We start from the raw sequence: 16607 nt of genomic DNA, 5'->3' as shown, positions 1-16607 counted from the left end.
CACCCGGTTTCACCGATTCAGCCGGTGAGGCTTGGTGCACGCCGGAAAGGTCAAAACGCTTAAAAAAACAGCGGGCAGGGCAGAGAGGAGATACTCAAATGTTGATCATTCGTCCAATCCGGGCCAGCGATTTTGATGCCCTGTACCGCATTGCGGTGGAGTCGGGTCACGGCTTTACTTCACTGCCGGTTAACGAAGACCTGTTGCGCCGCAAAATTGCGCGCTCTGAAGCCTCTTTTCAAAAAGTGGTGGAAACCCCTTACGATGAAGGCTACCTGATGGTGCTCGAAGACACAGAGACCGGGGAAGTGGTGGGCACCTGTGCACTCGAGGCTGCCGTGGGGATGGAAGATGCCTTCTACCATTATCGCCTCGGCACCGAGGTGTATCACTCGCAGCAAATCAATGTCCGCAACGAAGTCGAGACCCTGACGCTGTGTCACGATTACACAGGCGCAGCCGAGCTTTGCACCCTGTTTTTGCGGGCCGCGTATCGCAAAGACAATAATGGCCGTATGCTCTCCCGCAGTCGTTTCCTGTTTTTAGCCCAGCACGCCAGCCGTTTCGGTGAAACCGTGATTGCCGAAATGCGCGGTGTCAGTGATGAAAACGGTAATTCCCCTTTTTATGGCTGGCTGCAAAAGCACTTCCTCGGTATCGATTTTGTCGAAGCCGACTATCTGTCCGGTCTGGGACGAAAAGCCTTTATGGCCGAGATGATGCCCAGAAACCCGGTATATGTTTGCCTGCTCCCCGAAGAAGCCCAGAAGGTCATTGGTGAAGTGCATACCAACACCCGTCCGGCCTTGAGTTTGCTGCGGGCTGAGGGTTTCCGCTGTCGCGGTTATGTGGACATTTTCGACGGTGGCCCAACGGTGGAGTGCAATCTGCAGGATATCCGCGGCGTACGTGAAAGCCGCCTGCTGAGGGTACGCATCAGCGAGATGCCCGCCTCAGACGACAGCTTTATTCTTTCCAACACTCAGCTTGCAGATTACCGTGCAACCTCGGCCGAGCTGGTGGTTTCCTCCGATTCAGATGAAGTGATACTCAGCCCCGAGCTGGCGGCTGGCCTATTGGTCAGCGACGGCGAGCAGGTGCGGGTACTGGCAATATAGGAATTCGATATGACGCAATTTATCAATGGTCAGTGGCTCGCTGGCGAAGGCAAAGAGATGCAGTCAAAGAACCCCGCCAACGGCGAGGTGATTTGGCAGGGTAAGGCCGCAGTGCCTGCTCAGGTGCAAGCTGCCGTGATGGCGGCCCGTGACGCCCAGTTTGACTGGTTTATGCTGGGCTTCGAAGGCCGTCAGGCCATAGTCGAGGCCTACCGCAATGAGCTTGAGGCCAATAAGGCAGAGCTTGCCGAAGTGATAGCCCAGGAAACCGGTAAGCCACGCTGGGAAACGGCCACCGAAGCCGCAGCCATGATTGGCAAAATTGGCCTGTCCATCAGCGCCTATCACAAGCGTACCGGCACTGAAGTGAACGATGGCGCTGCAGGCCGCGCCGTGCTGCGCCACAAGCCCCATGGTGTGGTGGCTGTGTTTGGTCCTTATAACTTCCCCGGTCACCTGCCCAATGGTCACATAGTGCCCGCACTGCTGGCGGGTAACACAGTGGTGTTCAAACCCTCTGAGCTGACCCCAAAAGTGGCCGAACTGATGTTGAAGCTGTGGGAAAAGGCAGGCTTGCCAGCCGGAGTGATCAACCTGGTGCAGGGCGAGGTGGAAACCGGCAAGGCGCTGGCATCACATCCGCAGCTGGATGGTCTTTTCTTTACCGGCAGCTCACGCACCGGACACCTGCTGCACCAGCAGTATGCCGGACACCCGGGTAAAATTCTGGCGCTGGAAATGGGCGGTAACAATCCACTCATCATCAAGGGCGTAAGCGATACCCGCGCGGCCATCCATGACATCATTCAATCGGCCTTTATCTCTTCCGGTCAGCGTTGTACCTGCGCCCGCCGTTTGTACGTTGCAAAAGGCGCCGAGGGTGACACGCTGCTGGCCGGTTTGGTTGAAGCCGTCAAGGCCATCAAGGTAGGCCCCTGGAATGCCGACCCTCAGCCGTTTATGGGCTCAATGATTTCGGAAACCGCTGCCAAGGGGATGTTGGACGCTCAGCGTAATCTGCTCAATCTCGGTGCCAAGTCCCTGGTGGAGATGACGCATCTGGAAGCCGGTACCGGCCTGGTGTCTCCCGGTTTGATTGATGTGACCGAAGTCATTGAACTGCCTGACGAAGAGTATTTTGGCCCCTTATTGCAGGTGGTGCGCTACGCCAGTTTCGACGAGGCTATTCGCCTCGCCAACGACACCCGCTATGGCCTGTCTGCCGGCATTCTGGCCGACGATAAAGCCGACTATGAGTACTTCCTGGCCCGTATCCGCGCCGGTATTGTGAACTGGAACAAGCAGATCACAGGTGCCTCAGGTGCTGCACCTTTCGGTGGCGTGGGCGCCTCGGGTAACCACAGAGCCAGTGCCTTCTATGCGGCCGACTACTGTGCCTATCCTGTGGCCTCCATGGAGGCAGACAGTGTCACCCTGCCCGCCAGCCTGAGTCCGGGCCTGACTCTCTAAAACATCAGCGGCGTGTTCCTTCGGCAACACGCCGTTTTATTAAAGCGGTATTTGTTGAAACCACTGACGTACTGAACATCCGGGAAACCGGGCACATGGGACTTCATATCAAAACAGGCCCGATGTGATGAGGTTTAGGAGTGATAGATGCACACTGACGTAAATGCTTTATTTGCCGCCCTCTGGCAGGACTATATCGAAATGACCCCGTCTGCGGCCAAGGTGCACACGCTGCTTGGCAAGGGCGAGGCCATCATCAATGACCATATTGCCCTGCGCACCTTTAACCTGCCCAAGGTGAATCTGGATGTATTGGCCGCGCACTTTGAGGCACTTGGCTATGTCGCCTGTGCCGACTACAACTTTGAAAAGAAAAAGCTGCGCGCCAGGCACTTCGAACATCCCGACAGCACGCAGCCAAAGGTCTTCATTTCTGAACTGCTGGTGGAAGAGTTCAGCCCCCGGTTGCAGGCCATAGTCAAAGACATGGTTGAGCAGGTGGATGTGGCGGCGACCAGCGCTGAGACCTTCCTCTATTCAGGTCGCCACTGGAAAGTGGACTTTGCCACCTACGAGACGCTGCTGGCCGAGAGCGAGTATGCGGCCTGGGTGGCGGCCTTCGGTTATCGCGCCAACCACTTTACCGTGTCGATTAACCACTTGCCCGGTTACACCAGCATCCTTGAAGTGAATGACACCCTGAAACAGGGCGACTTCGTACTGAACGGCGTCGGAGGTGAAGTGAAAGGCTCGCCTGCTGAGTTGCTTGAGCAGTCATCTACCATGGCCGACCGTATTCCGGTGGCGTTCGATGACCAAACCGTTGAACTACCCAGCTGTTTCTACGAGTTTGCCCTGCGTTATCCCAACGCCGATGGTGAGCTTTACACCGGCTTTGTGGCGGCCTCCGCCGACAAGATTTTCGAGAGCACCAACGTCAACTGACAGGCTTCAACGGCCTATGTCAGTCAACAAACATCCCGGTCTTGGCCGGGATTTTTGTTTGGAGCGCAGGTATAGCATTCGTTCGCAGACGAACCATCAGGAGGTCAGCGCAAATCCGATGCTGACTTTGAGGCCGCCAAGGCGCGCCCCACGGCTGAAATCCAGTTTCAGCTCATACTGCTCGCAGATTTCTTTCACTATGGACAGGCCAATGCCATGTCCCATCACGGCCTCATCGAGGCGTTTGCCACGTTCTGTAAGCTGCGTCAGTGCATCGTCGGCAACGCCGGGGCCATCGTCTTCGATATCGAGCCACAGGCGATTATCCAACGGATAGAGACGCAGTGAGACTTCCCCTCTGGCCCATTTACAGGCGTTATCCAGCAGGTTGCCAATCAGTTCCATGCCATCTTCCCGGTGAATGGGCAGTCGGTGCAGGCCGCGGGCAATGTCGATACTGAATTGGATATCTTTGTGGCGATGCACCTTGTGAAGTGTATTGGTAAGGCTGTCCAGATCCCTTGGGATCTGCATCTGGGCCGCAGGCAGCATGTCACCTGTGACCCGGGCCGCTGCGAGCTTGCGCTCAATCATCTTGCGAATGAGATCCAGCTGTTGCTGCATGGCTTCGGCCATTTCAGGATCGCTGAGCCCCAGGGTTTCCACTTGTTGTTGCATCACCGCCAATGGGGTTTTCAGACCATGGCTTAAGTTACCCAGATTGTTGCGGCTGCGGGCGATTTGCTTGCCCGTGTATTCCAACAGTTCGTTGTAGGTGGCCGCCAAAGGATGCAGCTCGGCCGGAATGCTGTCCAGTGCCAGCCGATCGATGTCACCGTCTCTTAAGCGCGACAGGGCTTCTTTAATCTTACGCAGCGGTTTGAAGGACTGACGCAATACCAAGAAGATACCCGTTATCATAGCCAGCAGCATGCCGAGATTGACCATCAGCTTGGTGCCATAAATTTCGCTGAACACCCTGCGGCCAATACTCAAATCCTGGGCCACGGTAAGGGTTGCCTGAATCTCGCCATTCTGGGATTTAAGCCCCACACTGAGGAGCTGCATGTCGTGGTTTTTGGGGCCGCGGGCCTGCCACACCCGGGTTTCACTGGGCGCCAGCGGCGTAATGGCCAGTTGCTGATCCCACAGGGAGCGCGAGCGAATAACCTCATCGGGCAGATTCAGCTGGTAGTAGCGGCCCGAGTAAGCCGGGCGATAAAAACCGGACAGCATGGAGGAGTCTATGCCGATGTTACCATCCTGCATGTGGGTGGCGAGTATAACGTGTTCCAGGTCTTCTTCCAGGCGGTTGATGATGGAGTCGTGAAAGGCTTGTCTGAGCATGGACTCAAACAAAAACAGTCCGATGATAGTACTGACTATCACCAGACCGGTTAACCACAGGCTCAGCTTGGCCCGGATTGAGATCATACGTCCAGGCCGTGGAAGATATATCCCTGACCGCGGCGGGTTTCTATGGCGGTCTTGCCGAGTTTTTTACGCAGGTGGGTCACGTAAACCTCCACCACATTGCTCTCTTTCTCATCGTCAAACTGATAGAGCTTGTCGGTAAGCTGGGCCTTGGACAGCAGCTTTTTCGGCGAGAGCAGGAAAATTTTCAGCAGTCTGAATTCCATGGCGGTCAGTTCATGGACTTGCTCGCCTACCTGCACCGTTTGCTGCGATTCATCCAGTACCACACCTGAGTAGCTGAGCTGCTTACCCGGGCTTGCAGGGCGGCCATGGGCGCGGTTTATCAGCGCATGGATACGGGCGAGCAGCTCCTGTGCATGGAAAGGCTTGCCAAGGTAGTCATCGGCACCGGCGTTAAAACCTTCCACCTTCTCATGCCACTGGCTGCGGGCGGTGAGCATAATCACGGGGGTGTGAATACCCTCGGTACGCCATTTTTCAAGCAATGTCAGGCCGTTGCCGTCGGGGAGGCCAATGTCCAGAATCACGCAATCGTATTGGGTTTCTTTGATGAGATAATCGGCGTCAACGACCTTATCGGTTACATCGGTGACAAAGCCGGCCTGTTTGAGCTGTTTTTGCAGCTCCTTGACCAGCATGGCATTGTCTTCAACGAGTAGCAGTTTCATGGTTTTTGCATTCGTCCGGCAAAGTGGAATCAGGATTGAGCTCACCGCTGGCGGCATCCACGCTCAGATGGATTATCTGACCACGTTGGAGGCCAAACTGCAAATCGTAGCGCCACTTGTCACCCTCTTGAAACAGATGGGCATCAAGGAGTTTACCCTGGCAATGTGCGGTGACCCGCTGCAGGGTAGCGTCGAGGGAAAGGATCTGGCCTGAGCTGACCAATTGCGTGGCCTGATAATGCTCAAGCTCGACAACCGAAGCAGCCACCTCTCCCTGGTGAAGCATGGATGTAAGGATGATGCCTAATGGCAGCCAACGCGACATACATGCTCCTCTAAGAAAAAGTGGCTCCGGATAGATCGGGAGCCACTTTACCGGAGCTGACTTAAGACAAGCTGAAGGCAGAGTTAGCGGGTGCCGTACACCACAATAGTTTTGCCGTGTGCTTGGATAAGATTTTGTTCTTCAAGCATTTTCAGGATGCGGCCCACGGTTTCACGGGAGCAGCCAACAATTTGACCGATCTCCTGACGGGTGATTTTGATTTGCATGCCGTCTGGGTGGGTCATGGCGTCTGGCTGACGGGCCAGATGCAGCAGTGTCTGGGCAATGCGTCCGGCTACATCCAGGAAGGCCAAATCGCCCACTTTCTGGCTGGTGCTTTGCAAACGGACGGACATCTGGGCCGCAAGCTTCATCAGAATCTCAGGGTTAACCTGGATAAGTTGCTTGAATTTCTTGTAAGAAATTTCTGCAATTTCACAAGCCTGCTTGGCGCGGACCCATGCGGTACGTTCGGCTTGTTCTTCAAACAGGCCCAGTTCGCCGATAAAGTCGCCCTGGTTGAGGTAGGAGAGGATCATTTCCTTGCCTTCCTCGTCCTTGATAAGCACTGCGACGGAGCCTTTTACTATGTAGTAGAGGGTGTCTGAGTCTTCACCGGCGTGGATCAGAGTGCTCTTGGCCGGATACTTGTGAATATGACAGTGGGATAAAAACCATTCCAGAGTTGGATCGGGTTTCGGTTTGCCAATGAGTGCCATGCCCGTGTTCCTCGCATGAAAAAACTTAAGTAAGGTCGTTCTAAATAAGCATTCTACGTCAACGTACCTGGTCAAACCATGATGCAGATCGAAATTCAGAACAATCGAATGTACGCAATTACACATCAAAATTAATGGTTTATTTTGGTGCTTTGCCCGGTCATGTCAACAAATACCGCATGGGACCTTTGGATAATCGGCCAGTCTGCCGACCTGGTCACATCTGCTGTTGCCGATTTGTGAGCTGCCTTTTGTTTTTAACATACGTCATCATGAATAGAGGTCAATACCCCGATATCATGGCGGACTGGTCAGGTTGGCGGTACCTTTTGATACTCGACATAACGGGGGTTTTCTGGCTAACTCATGGGAAATTGCATAAGGAGCCAAGTTGTGAAGTACTGGCAAGTTGTGACTGCGGCCACAGTGCTGTTGTTGAATATGGGGTCGGCCCAGGCGTTTTCATTGCCCAGACCCGATAGCGACCAGGCTGCAGGTAAGTTGTTGCACATTGAGATGCGTGCGGTGCAGGACGATGCCGATGCGCAGTTTTTGCTGGGGCTGATGTATGTCTCAGGCCGTTACGTGGATAAGTCGCCCGAACTCGGGCTGGAATGGATTGGCCGTGCAGCCAGTCAGGGACACGCCAAGGCGCAGCAGACACTGGCCGACTTACGCTTTGAAGGCCAGCTTGTAGATCGCAATCTCGCCGAAGCCGAACATTGGTATTTGCAAATGAGCCTGCGGGGCGAGCGCTGGGCCAATTTTCGCCTCGGTTTTATTTATGCCGCCGGTGGTGATGGGGTAGAGCGCAATTGCGGCCGGGCGGTGGAGCAGTTCCAGCTGGTGGGAGATGAGGTATCTCTTGGCAACGTGGCCTGGATATTGGCGACCTGTCCCGAGGCCCGTTACCGTGATGGCAATAAAGCAGTCAGTCTGGCGCTGAAACTGCTGGAAAACGATGCCGATGACCCAACCAATCTGGATAATCTGGCGGCCGCCTACGCGGAGCAGGGCGACTTCAACCGCGCCGTCGCCGTGCAGGAGAAAGCTATCTCGGCACTGGAGCTGAAAAAGCAGGCCGATATCAAGGCGGAAGAGTTTCATCAGCGGCTGCAACATTATCAGCAGGGGAAACCCTACCGCGAAGTGATCCCACTTCAGCCCTGATGCAATCAGTAGATAAAAGAAAGCCCGGCAAAGTCCGGGTTTTTTATTGGGTCAGAACAAATGGCCTGACACGTAAAAAAGAAGGGTGAGCAACGGAAAAAAGTAGCTTGGGGTCGCTGACATACTCAAGGGAGCGAACAGATCAAGATGGGGGAATCCACTCCCAAGAGTATGTCAACTATCGTTATTTCGCCTGAAATTCCGACGAGACACAGGATAGTTGGTGTCACTTAATAGAAGCTGAAATCACAGTTAAAAGTAAAATTTTTACGTTCATGCTGACGGTTAACAGTTATCACCGTTATGCAGGGCTTCGCGCTTTTCTTTCAGCGCCTTGATAAGCGGTGTCAGGATAAGCTCCATGGCCAGCGACATCTTGCCACCGGGAACCACCATGGTGTTCATTCGCGACATAAAGCTGCCCTGCAGCATCGACAGATAGTAGGGAAAGTCCACATTGTTGATGCCGCGAAAACGGATCACCACAAAGCTTTCGTCGAGGCTTGGAATGGCTTTAGCCGAAAAGGGGTTGGAGGTGTCCACCGTGGGCACCCGCTGAAAGTTGATGTGGGTGCGGGAAAACTGCGGCGTCATATGGTTGATGTAATCATCCATGGAACGCACGATGGAGTTCATCACTTTCTCGCGGCTGTGGCCTCGCTCTGAGGTGTCGCGGATGATTTTTTGGATCCACTCCAGGTTGACGATGGGCACCATACCAATCAGCAGGTCAACGTGTTCTGCCACATTGTGCTCATTGGTCACCACACCGCCGTGCAGGCCTTCATAAAACAGCATGTCGGTGTCGGCGGGCAGCGGGCGCCACTGGGTGAAGGTGCCGGGCATTTGGTTGTATGGCACGGCTTCATCGAAGGTGTGCAGGTAACTGCGGGTCTCACCCTGGCCTGTGGCGCTGTAATCGGCAAAACACTTTTCCAGGCGGCCAAAATCATTGGCCTCGGGGCCAAAATAACTGATGTCCCGATTCTCGGCCTTGGCCTTGCGGATCATCACTTCCATTTCTGCCCGGGTGTAGCGGTGAAAGCTGTCGCCTTCCACATAGGCCGCATTGATATCAAGTTGGCGGAAGATATGGTTAAACGCCGTGGTTGTCGTCGTGGTCCCGGCGCCGGATGACCCGGTAACAGCAATGATGGGATACTTGGCAGACATGGCACTTCCTGAAATGTTAAAAAATTTTGATAAAAATGCGGGCCCGTTAGTTATACGGGCTCGGACTGCTTCGGGTCAATAGTCGGCTGTCAGTCTTGGGATTGCTGTGACGGCAGGCTGCTTTTATGACGAATCCCAACGCTGTCGTTGTCTTCTGAATACTCCACTACCAGCTCACCGCGCTTGAGCAGCACTTTGCAGCGGGCAATGGCCTCGTCGAGATGACCTTCTCCCAAACTGTCAAATCCGCCATCTTCCACCTGGGTCAGCAGGTATTCACGGATAAGGTTATTCAGGGTATCGGCCGGCAATTGGCTTAAGGCGTCGTAGGGAATAAGCATAGGCTGTCCTTATTTTGAGGAAGGCACGGCCTGCAAAAAGTCCAGGATACGCCGCTCAAGGTAAAACTGCGGCCGCCATGGGCTGCCACCATCGATAAAGCCCACGTGGCCGCCGTAGCGGTTGAGCTCATATTCCACGGCGCTGGAAAGCTCATCGGCGCGGGGGATGACTGCGTCGGTCATAAAGGGGTCATCTGCGGCATGGAGCACCAGGGTGGGGGTGGTGATGCTGCGCAAAAACGGCAGACCACTGGCTCTATCATAGTAGTCGTGCACATCGGTGAAACCGTGCAGTGGCGCCGTGACCTTGTCATCGAAGTCATAAAAGGTCGAGAGTTGTGTCACTTCATGGGCGTGAACCGGCATAGCCGGCCCAAGGCGGGTGTCTGTGACTTTAAAGGCAAGCTTGGCCTGCAACTGACGAATGAGATATGACTGATATACCCGGGAGAAGCCTTTTTCCAGGCGCTTGGCACAGGCAGCCAGGCGCAGTGGCGCCGACACTACCACGGCACGGCTGATGGGGCTGTCGCCTTGTTGCTCGCCCAAAAATTTGCCAAGGACATTACCGCCCAGACTGTAACCCACTGCCAGTATGGGGCTGTTTGGATAGCGGGCACGAATGTGTTTAATGCTGTGGGCGATATCCTGGGTATCGCCACTGTGGTAGGAGCGCGGCAGTCGATTGGACTCACCGGAGCAGCTGCGATGGTGATGCACCACGGCGGCAAGCCCCCGGGCCTCACAGGCATGCAAGAGTCTGCTGGCGTAGTGGGAGCGGGCACTGCCTTCAAGACCATGTATGGCCATCACTATTGGCTTGCCCTCATCGGGCTGGCCCAGCCAATCCAAATCGAGAAAGTCACCGTCCTCCAGCTCCAGGCGTTCACGGCCAAGCGCGGGTGTGGGGCGCTTGGTGAGCACCGGCAATATGGTTTGTATGTGGGGGCTCTTGGCCCACCAGGGAGGCGTGAATTGGGAAGTCATCGGCTGGAAAGGGTTGCCCTGAAATAAAACGTATGTTTAATTTGAGCCATTATAACCACGAGCAGGTCCAGGCAGAAACCTCTTGCTGTTGTCTCTTCCTCTTGCCATAACTGACAGCTCAGTCGACGTCTGCCTCTGTGCTGAACACCCGACCTCATTTTTGGGCAAAACCAATGAATAGACGCAAATTTTTGCTGACGGCTCTGGGGGGCACTGCGGCACTCGCCCTCGGCGTTAGCCTGTACCAGCCACAGCTGGATGTGGAAGACGATGGCGATAAGCCACATCGAATCCTGTTCAGCCTGCTGATGCCTGTGCTGCTGGAAGGCGCTTTGCCGGAGATGGCTGTGCCCCGTGAAGCCGCGGTCAATCGCACCCTGGATGCCATTGAGGCCACTATTTCTGTGCTGCCAACTTCCCAGCGAGACGAGCTGGAGCAGTTGCTTGATTTGCTTGAAAACCGTTTAGGGTTATTGCTGCTGACCGGCAATATGACTCCGCTGCTGCTCAGAAGTCCTGCCGAGCTTGCCAGTCAACTGGAGAGTTGGCGACAGAGCGGGCTTGCTCTGTTGAATCAGGCTTATCTCGGTCTCAGGGAGCTGGTATTGGCCAGTTTCTATAGCTGCCCCGAGCACTGGACCTTGCTCAATTACGCCAAGCCTGAACTACCGGGCATCAAGTCTTAAGGAGCCCCGATGGTAATTGTTGATCCTATTTATGAAGGACTGGCGTCGGGCTGGAAACATCTGGACGGCGCTCTGTATCAGGGCAGTGACAAACCGCAAACCCTCGAAGCCGACGTAGTCATCATTGGTACGGGTGCCGGAGGCGGTGTGGCGGCCGACATCCTGACCCAGGCCGGGCTGTCGGTGATCATGGTGGAAAAGGGCCCGCTGCGTTCGTCCCGCGATTTCGATATGGAAGAGCGTACCGCCTACCCAAATCTGTACCAGCAGGCGGCTGCCATGAAGACCGCCGACAAGGCGATTGGCATCTTTCAGGGGCGCGCCGTGGGGGGCTCAACCACGGTAAACTGGACTACGTCCATACGCACCCCGGCCGATACCCTGGCGTATTGGCAATCTGAGTTTGCGGTCAAGGGTTTGTCAGCCGATGAGCTTGAGCCCTGGTTTGAACAGATGGAGTCCAGGCTCAACATCAGTCAATGGGCGTTCGAGCCCAATAGAAACAATGGCATGTTGCGTCGTGGCTGCGAGCAGCTGGGGTGGGATTACACGGTCATCAAGCGCAATGTGCTGGGCTGCTGGAATACTGGCTATTGCGGCATGGGCTGCCCAGTCAATGCCAAGCAATCCATGTTGGTCACTACAATTCCTGCGGCGCTCTCAGCCGGTGCCTCCCTGCTGAGCCGTTTTGAGGCCACCCAGATAGAGCATCATGCGGACAAGGTCTTTGGCATTTGGGTACAGGCGCGGGATCAAAATCTGGCCCCAAGGCCCGAAAAACTCATGCTCAAGGCACGGCATTATATTCTTGCCGGTGGCGCCATCCACACCCCGGTGCTGATGATGCGCTCAGGGCTTACCGATCCCATGCAGCTTTTGGGTAAGCGCACCTTTTTACACCCAACCGTACTCTCGGGTGCGGTCTTTGATGAGGCTATCAATGGCCACAGCGGTGCGCCCCAGTCGATTTATTCGGATCAGTTTGTCTGGCGTGATGGCGCAGCCGGTGAACTGGGGTACAAGCTTGAAGTACCACCCATACATCCAGTGCTGATTGCGTCAAAAACCCTGGGCTTTGGCAAGAGCCATGCGGAATTGATGGCTAACTTCAATCAGCTGCAGGTGGTAATAGCCCTGGTGCGTGATGGCTTTCACCCCGAGAGCCAGGGCGGCAGCGTCAGCCTGGATGGTAAGGGCTTTAAACTCGACTATCCGCTGACAGCGCCTTTCTGGCGTGCGGCCAGAGCCGCCTTTGCCAGCATGGCCGAGCTGCAATTTGCCGCCGGGGCCCGCAGGGTGTTGCCCATCAGTGAAGGTGTGGGCTATTTGAATTCCTGGCAGGAGGCCAAAGCCGCCATTGCCGATATGTCGCTGGCGCCCCTTAAAACCGTGGTGGCCTCGGCTCACGTAATGGGCGGTTGTCCCATGGGTGAAGATAAGACTAAGGCCATGGTCGATAGCTTCGGCCAAAGCCATTATCTGGAAAACCTGTCGGTGATGGATGGCTCGGTGTTTCCCACCAGCTTGGGGGCTAATCCACAGCTGTCGATTTATGGCATGGTGGCCAAAAATGCCACTGCCCTGGCCGGGCGTTTGGCGCCACAAAGCAAGCCGCCCGAAACCGCACCTGAAACCGACCCTGTCGCAGATGCCGTGCCGGAAACGGCAGCTTGAACAGTGTCTTCCGTTTCCCTGTGCTAAGCGCAGCAACGCTGTGAGCGAAGGGGACAGTAAATCCCCGGGGATTGAAGAAAGTCTCGGTGCCCATGGGGGGCTCTTCAATAAAAAAGCGCCCAAGGGCGCTTTTTTATGTGTTGCGTGTGTGGGTGTTTGTCTATGTGCGCTTGCTTAATCCTGATGGATAAGTGCGGCAGCAACCTCAATATCCAGCCCAAATTCTGCCAATAACAACATCAGATTATTGGCTTCTCCCCTGCTGGTGGGCAGCTGGTTTAAACGATGCAGGAGCAGATTTTGCACCTTGCGCTCCATCATCAGCTCCACATCCAACATCTGGCGGTATTCTTCTTCGCTCAGGCTGTTTTTGGCCAGTTGCCGCAGGCGGCGATAGGGGCCAATCAGGCGCTCATCCCAGGCGGCAACTTCGGCAATCAGCAGTTGCCATTGACCCTGGTTGAGCCCGGTGCAGCGCCGGTCGAGCTCACTGGCCAGCAGCAACAGATTGACATTGATTTGGCAGTCATCCTGCAGCGTCAGACAGAGCGCTTCGTGCTGGCTGTAATGGGCCTCGCAGGCTTGCCAGAGTTCGCGGGTGAATACTTCCTCAGATATCAATTGGAGACTCCTTATTCCATTGTTGCTCACTTATTGGGGCTGACTTATTCGGCCCAACTCATTCAGACTCAGTCAGAGCTGAGCCCCCTGTTCGATGGCATCGATTTGCTCCTGAAGCTCCAGCCACGCCATCTCGCTTTCTTCCTGCTGCTGACCCAGAGTCGTGCGCTCGGCGAGAATTTTTGTCAGCTCGGCCTTGTTTTGTGCCTCGTAGAGGCTGGTATCGGCCAGGCGCTCTTCTATTACCGCCAGACGGCTGGCCAGCTTATGCTGCTCATCTTCGAGTTTGGTTTGCTGCTTTCTCAGGGGCGAGAGCTTTTGGCGCAGTTCGGCTTCCAGTCGCTTTTGCTGCTTCTTGTCCTGAGCCGGGCGCTCTGGGTCGTTATCGTTTACCCTGGCGGCAGCGGCTTTTGCTGCGTCCAGCAGCCACTGATGGTAATCCTCAAGATCGCCGTCAAAGCTGCTGACCTGACCGGCATCCACCAGATAGTAGTCGTTACAGGTGAGTCTGAGCAGGTGCCTGTCGTGTGACACTATCACCATGGCGCCTTCAAAGGTTTGCAGTGCCAGCGTCAGGGCGTGGCGCATTTCCAGATCCAGGTGGTTGGTGGGTTCGTCGAGCAGCAACAGGTTAGGGCGCTGCCATACCAAAAGCGCCAGCACCAGTCGGGCTTTTTCGCCGCCGGAGAAGGGCGCCACCGGCGAGAGCGCCATGTCGCCATTAAAGCCAAAACCACCGAGAAAATCCCGCAGCTCCTGTTCGCGGTGGCTCGGCGCCAGCCGTTGCAGGTGCATCAGGGGGCTGTCGTCCATGTGCAAATACTCCAGCTGATGCTGGGCAAAGTAGCCAATGGTGAGACCGGGGTTGGGCTCGTACTTGCCGGTGAGCGGTTTAAGCTCGCTCGCCAGCAGTTTGATCAGGGTTGATTTACCGGCGCCGTTGCGGCCCAAAAGACCAATACGGGCACCGGGCACCAGGTTTAAGTGCACCTTGCCAAGGATGGGCGTGTCGCCATAACCCACAGACACATTTTCCATGGCCACCAGCGGGTTTGGCAGGCTCGCGGGCTCACGAAACTCCATATAAAACTGGCTGTCGGCCTTGGCGGGCAAGAGCTCTGTCATCTTCTCCAGCGCCTTCAGGCGGCTCTGGGCCTGCTTGGCCTTGCTGGCCTTGTAGCGGAAGCGGTCAACGAAGGACTGCATGTGGGCGCGTTCACGCTGCTGGCGCTCAAAGGCCACCTGCTGCTGAGCCATACGCTCGGCGCGGGTGCGCTCAAAGGTGCTGTAGTTGCCCTTGTAGAAGTTGAGCTTCTGGTTTTCCACGTGGACAATTTCGTCCACGATGGCGTCGATGAAGTCGCGGTCGTGGCTGATGAGCACCAGAGTGCCGGGGTAGCTCTTGATCCAGTCCTCGAGCCAGAACATGGTGTCCAGATCCAGGTGGTTGGTGGGTTCGTCAAGCAGCAACAATTCAGAGCGACACAGTAGCGCCTGAGCCAGGTTGAGGCGCATACGCCAGCCACCGGAAAAGCTTTTCACGCTCACGGACTGCTTTTCTTCGCTGAAGCCCAAGCCCGCCAGCAGGGCACCGGCGCGGGCACGTATGCTGTAGCCGCCGATGGCATCGAGCTTACCGTGCAGGTCTGCAATGGCATGGCCATCGTTGTCGGCCTCGGCTTTTCTTAGGCCCGCTTCGAGTTCGCGAAACTCCACGTCGCCATCGAGCACATATTCCAGTGCCGAGACTTCCAGTGCCGGGGTTTCCTGGGCCACAGAGGCAATGCGCCACTCCCGGGGAACCTGAATATCGCCCTTGTCCAGGCTGAGTTTGCCCATGATCAGTGCCAGCAAAGAGGATTTGCCGGTGCCATTGGCGCCAACAAGGCCGACCTTGTGACCGGGGTAAATGGTGAGATTGGCCTCATCCAGCAGTACTTTACTGCCGCGGATAAGCTGGGCCTGGGACAGGGTGATCATCGATGGTCCACATACAGATACAAAGGGCAGAATAATAACCAAGTTCAGGCCCGGCATCCAGCGTGAAGCCGGGATTAGGGTTGCCTGTGCAAGCTGTGGCACAATAGCGGCATTCTTTTGTTGGATGTTCCTGTATGAGTATTTCCAGAAAACGATTTGTGGCCGGTGCCAAATGCCCCAAGTGTGGCGCGAGCGACAGCATAGTGCTGTTCAAAGATCACGGCGTTGAAACCGTGGAATGTGTCGAGTGCGATTATCGCGAACAACAGGCCGAGGAAAAAGTGGCCCAGAAGGCATCAGGCGCAGTGATTGGGGTGTTTAAACCCGACTAACCGTTCGATTTTGTCGAGGTATTCAGCCACATCTTTGCGATATTCTTTCGTATTGGCGGGCGCTATGCTGTCATCATTGCATTGGAGAACTCGCCATGAAGATCAAAACACGTCTATTTTCCCGTCCCGCCATGGATGGAGATGGGGTCAACATCCGTCGGGTGGCCGATTTCGAGCGCTTGCAGCTGGACCCCTTCCTGATGGTCGACGAAATCCGCTCGGATGATAAAAGCGATTTTATCGGCGGTTTCCCGCCCCATCCCCACCGGGGAATTGAGACCTTTACCTATATCCGCAAGGGCGGCTTTGAGCACCGTGACCACATGGGCAACGTGCGCGCCATTCGCGCCGGTGATGTGCAGTGGATGAGCACCGGCTCGGGCGTTATTCACTCCGAAATGCCACTGGCCGATGCGAGCGATGGCCTGCATGGCTTTCAGATTTGGCTCAATATGCCCGCAAAGGACAAGATGCGTCCGGCCCGCTACCTCGACAGCACAGAGCTGGTGCAGCAAAGATACCCATCGGACAGGGGGGCAGACTTTTATCCCCTGGCAGGGCGCTGGCTTTTTGAAGGTGAGGCGATAGATGGTCTGGTCCAGGGCCTGGCGGCGGATGGCGCTGTGGCCGATTTGTCGATAGCACCGGGCGGGCGTGCCTGTCTTGATTTGAGCGAACGCGGCTTTGTCGGCCTGTATCTGTATCAGGGGGCACTGAGTACTGATGATGGCAGGTCTTTCTTCAGTGGCGAGTATTTGGTGCTGCAGCCCGGCGAGCTGGAGCTGCTGGCCACAGAGGATGGTGCCGGCATGCTGCTCTTTGCCGGTGAGCCCATCGGCGAGCAAATAGTGCATATGGGCCCCTTTGTGATGAACACCGAGGCCGAAATACGTCAGGCTATCCATGATTATCAGACGGGTCGATTCGGCTCACTCGAACTGCCCAAATAGCAATCCATTCG

At 55.7% G+C, this 16607-nt stretch carries 17 protein-coding genes; 8 read left to right on the top strand and 9 right to left on the bottom strand.

From position 1 onward, the window contains the following. Positions 1-98 precede the first annotated feature (98 nt). The 3 genes from astA to K0H79_RS15640 all read left to right on the top strand — a co-directional run bounded on the left by astA (position 99) and on the right by K0H79_RS15640 (position 3533). Positions 99-1118 carry an arginine N-succinyltransferase gene (gene astA, locus K0H79_RS15650; protein WP_220076436.1) on the top strand — a complete coding sequence of 340 codons (1020 nt, stop codon included), beginning with the start codon at positions 99-101 and terminating at the stop codon, positions 1116-1118. A gap of 9 nt (positions 1119-1127) precedes the next feature. After that, positions 1128-2588, top strand: coding sequence for a succinylglutamate-semialdehyde dehydrogenase (gene astD / locus K0H79_RS15645; RefSeq protein WP_220076435.1), 1461 nt, complete (start codon positions 1128-1130; stop codon positions 2586-2588). 147 nt (positions 2589-2735) lie between these two features. Beyond that, the gene (locus tag K0H79_RS15640) at positions 2736-3533 is read left to right on the top strand and encodes a DUF1338 domain-containing protein (protein ID WP_220076434.1); all 798 of its coding nucleotides are present in this window, start codon (positions 2736-2738) and stop codon (positions 3531-3533) included. A 96-nt stretch (positions 3534-3629) separates the two neighbouring features. Here K0H79_RS15640 and K0H79_RS15635 read toward each other — a convergent pair whose 3' ends face one another. The 4 genes from K0H79_RS15635 to crp form a co-directional block, all read right to left on the bottom strand. Further along, on the bottom strand, positions 3630-4967 hold the full coding sequence (locus K0H79_RS15635; RefSeq protein ID WP_220076433.1) for an ATP-binding protein: 1338 nt from the start codon (positions 4965-4967) through the stop codon (positions 3630-3632). Continuing rightward, the gene (locus tag K0H79_RS15630; protein ID WP_220065621.1) at positions 4964-5638 is read right to left on the bottom strand and encodes a response regulator transcription factor; all 675 of its coding nucleotides are present in this window, start codon (positions 5636-5638) and stop codon (positions 4964-4966) included. The genes K0H79_RS15635 and K0H79_RS15630 overlap by 4 nt, the downstream gene beginning before the upstream one ends. Further along, positions 5619-5963: a PepSY domain-containing protein gene (locus K0H79_RS15625; protein ID WP_220076432.1), complete on the bottom strand. Its 345-nt coding sequence runs from the start codon at positions 5961-5963 to the stop codon at positions 5619-5621. Before K0H79_RS15625 ends, K0H79_RS15630 begins: the two co-directional genes overlap by 20 nt. Before the next feature lie 83 nt (positions 5964-6046). Beyond that, positions 6047-6682 (bottom strand): cAMP-activated global transcriptional regulator CRP, encoded by a 636-nt coding sequence (gene crp / locus K0H79_RS15620; RefSeq protein WP_011761111.1) that lies wholly within the window; start codon positions 6680-6682, stop codon positions 6047-6049. A gap of 393 nt (positions 6683-7075) precedes the next feature. Here crp and K0H79_RS15615 point away from each other — a divergent pair, with 393 nt between their 5' ends. After that, a complete protein-coding gene (locus tag K0H79_RS15615; RefSeq protein ID WP_220076431.1) occupies positions 7076-7852 on the top strand; it encodes a tetratricopeptide repeat protein in 777 nt (258 codons plus the stop codon). 285 nt (positions 7853-8137) lie between these two features. Here the strand turns inward: K0H79_RS15615 and K0H79_RS15610 are convergent, their stop codons facing one another. The 3 genes from K0H79_RS15610 to K0H79_RS15600 form a co-directional block, all read right to left on the bottom strand. Continuing rightward, a complete protein-coding gene (locus K0H79_RS15610) occupies positions 8138-9025 on the bottom strand; it encodes a phosphoribulokinase (RefSeq protein ID WP_203324917.1) in 888 nt (295 codons plus the stop codon). 89 nt (positions 9026-9114) lie between these two features. Further along, positions 9115-9366 (bottom strand): YheU family protein, encoded by a 252-nt coding sequence (locus K0H79_RS15605; RefSeq protein ID WP_220076430.1) that lies wholly within the window; start codon positions 9364-9366, stop codon positions 9115-9117. Between the two features lie 9 nt (positions 9367-9375). After that, positions 9376-10353 (bottom strand): hydrolase, encoded by a 978-nt coding sequence (locus tag K0H79_RS15600; protein ID WP_220076429.1) that lies wholly within the window; start codon positions 10351-10353, stop codon positions 9376-9378. A gap of 173 nt (positions 10354-10526) precedes the next feature. Here K0H79_RS15600 and K0H79_RS15595 point away from each other — a divergent pair, with 173 nt between their 5' ends. Both K0H79_RS15595 and K0H79_RS15590 read left to right on the top strand, forming a co-directional pair. Next, a complete protein-coding gene (locus K0H79_RS15595) occupies positions 10527-11039 on the top strand; it encodes a TAT leader-containing periplasmic protein (RefSeq protein WP_220065616.1) in 513 nt (170 codons plus the stop codon). A gap of 9 nt (positions 11040-11048) precedes the next feature. After that, positions 11049-12713, top strand: a complete 1665-nt coding sequence (locus K0H79_RS15590) for a GMC family oxidoreductase (protein WP_220076428.1) — start codon at positions 11049-11051, stop codon at positions 12711-12713. A gap of 174 nt (positions 12714-12887) precedes the next feature. Here the strand turns inward: K0H79_RS15590 and K0H79_RS15585 are convergent, their stop codons facing one another. Together K0H79_RS15585 and K0H79_RS15580 are read right to left on the bottom strand one after the other, a co-directional pair. Beyond that, entirely contained in the window at positions 12888-13334 is a 447-nt protein-coding gene (locus tag K0H79_RS15585; RefSeq protein ID WP_258405412.1) for a DUF2390 domain-containing protein, read from the bottom strand. A gap of 72 nt (positions 13335-13406) precedes the next feature. Beyond that, entirely contained in the window at positions 13407-15314 is a 1908-nt protein-coding gene (locus tag K0H79_RS15580) for an ABC transporter ATP-binding protein (protein WP_220076427.1), read from the bottom strand. Positions 15315-15448: 134 nt separating this feature from the next. On the opposite strand from K0H79_RS15580, the gene K0H79_RS15575 reads away from it, so the two are divergent. Both K0H79_RS15575 and K0H79_RS15570 read left to right on the top strand, forming a co-directional pair. Beyond that, a complete protein-coding gene (locus K0H79_RS15575; protein ID WP_011761102.1) occupies positions 15449-15646 on the top strand; it encodes a YheV family putative zinc ribbon protein in 198 nt (65 codons plus the stop codon). A 95-nt stretch (positions 15647-15741) separates the two neighbouring features. Continuing rightward, on the top strand, positions 15742-16596 hold the full coding sequence (locus K0H79_RS15570; protein ID WP_220076426.1) for a pirin family protein: 855 nt from the start codon (positions 15742-15744) through the stop codon (positions 16594-16596). The last annotated feature ends 11 nt before the right edge of the window (positions 16597-16607 follow it).

The organism is Shewanella sp. FJAT-52076, assembly GCF_019457455.1.
Lineage (GTDB): Bacteria > Pseudomonadota > Gammaproteobacteria > Enterobacterales > Shewanellaceae > Shewanella > Shewanella zhangzhouensis.
This window is presented reverse-complemented; position numbering and strand designations above follow the sequence as displayed.

Excerpts from the sequence above, each read along its gene's own strand:
- K0H79_RS15640 (WP_220076434.1), top strand. The coding sequence starts at position 2,736 with ATGCACACTGACGTAAATGCTTTATTTGCCGCCCTCTGGCAGGACTAT.
- crp (WP_011761111.1), bottom strand. The coding sequence starts at position 6,682 with ATGGCACTCATTGGCAAACCGAAACCCGATCCAACTCTGGAATGGTTT.
- K0H79_RS15610 (WP_203324917.1), bottom strand. The coding sequence starts at position 9,025 with ATGTCTGCCAAGTATCCCATCATTGCTGTTACCGGGTCATCCGGCGCC.
- K0H79_RS15630 (WP_220065621.1), bottom strand. The coding sequence starts at position 5,638 with ATGAAACTGCTACTCGTTGAAGACAATGCCATGCTGGTCAAGGAGCTG.
- K0H79_RS15600 (WP_220076429.1), bottom strand. The coding sequence starts at position 10,353 with ATGACTTCCCAATTCACGCCTCCCTGGTGGGCCAAGAGCCCCCACATA.
- K0H79_RS15590 (WP_220076428.1), top strand. The coding sequence starts at position 11,049 with ATGGTAATTGTTGATCCTATTTATGAAGGACTGGCGTCGGGCTGGAAA.
- K0H79_RS15605 (WP_220076430.1), bottom strand. The coding sequence starts at position 9,366 with ATGCTTATTCCCTACGACGCCTTAAGCCAATTGCCGGCCGATACCCTG.
- K0H79_RS15570 (WP_220076426.1), top strand. The coding sequence starts at position 15,742 with ATGAAGATCAAAACACGTCTATTTTCCCGTCCCGCCATGGATGGAGAT.
- K0H79_RS15635 (WP_220076433.1), bottom strand. The coding sequence starts at position 4,967 with ATGATCTCAATCCGGGCCAAGCTGAGCCTGTGGTTAACCGGTCTGGTG.
- K0H79_RS15575 (WP_011761102.1), top strand. The coding sequence starts at position 15,449 with ATGAGTATTTCCAGAAAACGATTTGTGGCCGGTGCCAAATGCCCCAAG.
- K0H79_RS15625 (WP_220076432.1), bottom strand. The coding sequence starts at position 5,963 with ATGTCGCGTTGGCTGCCATTAGGCATCATCCTTACATCCATGCTTCAC.
- astD (WP_220076435.1), top strand. The coding sequence starts at position 1,128 with ATGACGCAATTTATCAATGGTCAGTGGCTCGCTGGCGAAGGCAAAGAG.
- K0H79_RS15595 (WP_220065616.1), top strand. The coding sequence starts at position 10,527 with ATGAATAGACGCAAATTTTTGCTGACGGCTCTGGGGGGCACTGCGGCA.
- astA (WP_220076436.1), top strand. The coding sequence starts at position 99 with ATGTTGATCATTCGTCCAATCCGGGCCAGCGATTTTGATGCCCTGTAC.
- K0H79_RS15580 (WP_220076427.1), bottom strand. The coding sequence starts at position 15,314 with ATGATCACCCTGTCCCAGGCCCAGCTTATCCGCGGCAGTAAAGTACTG.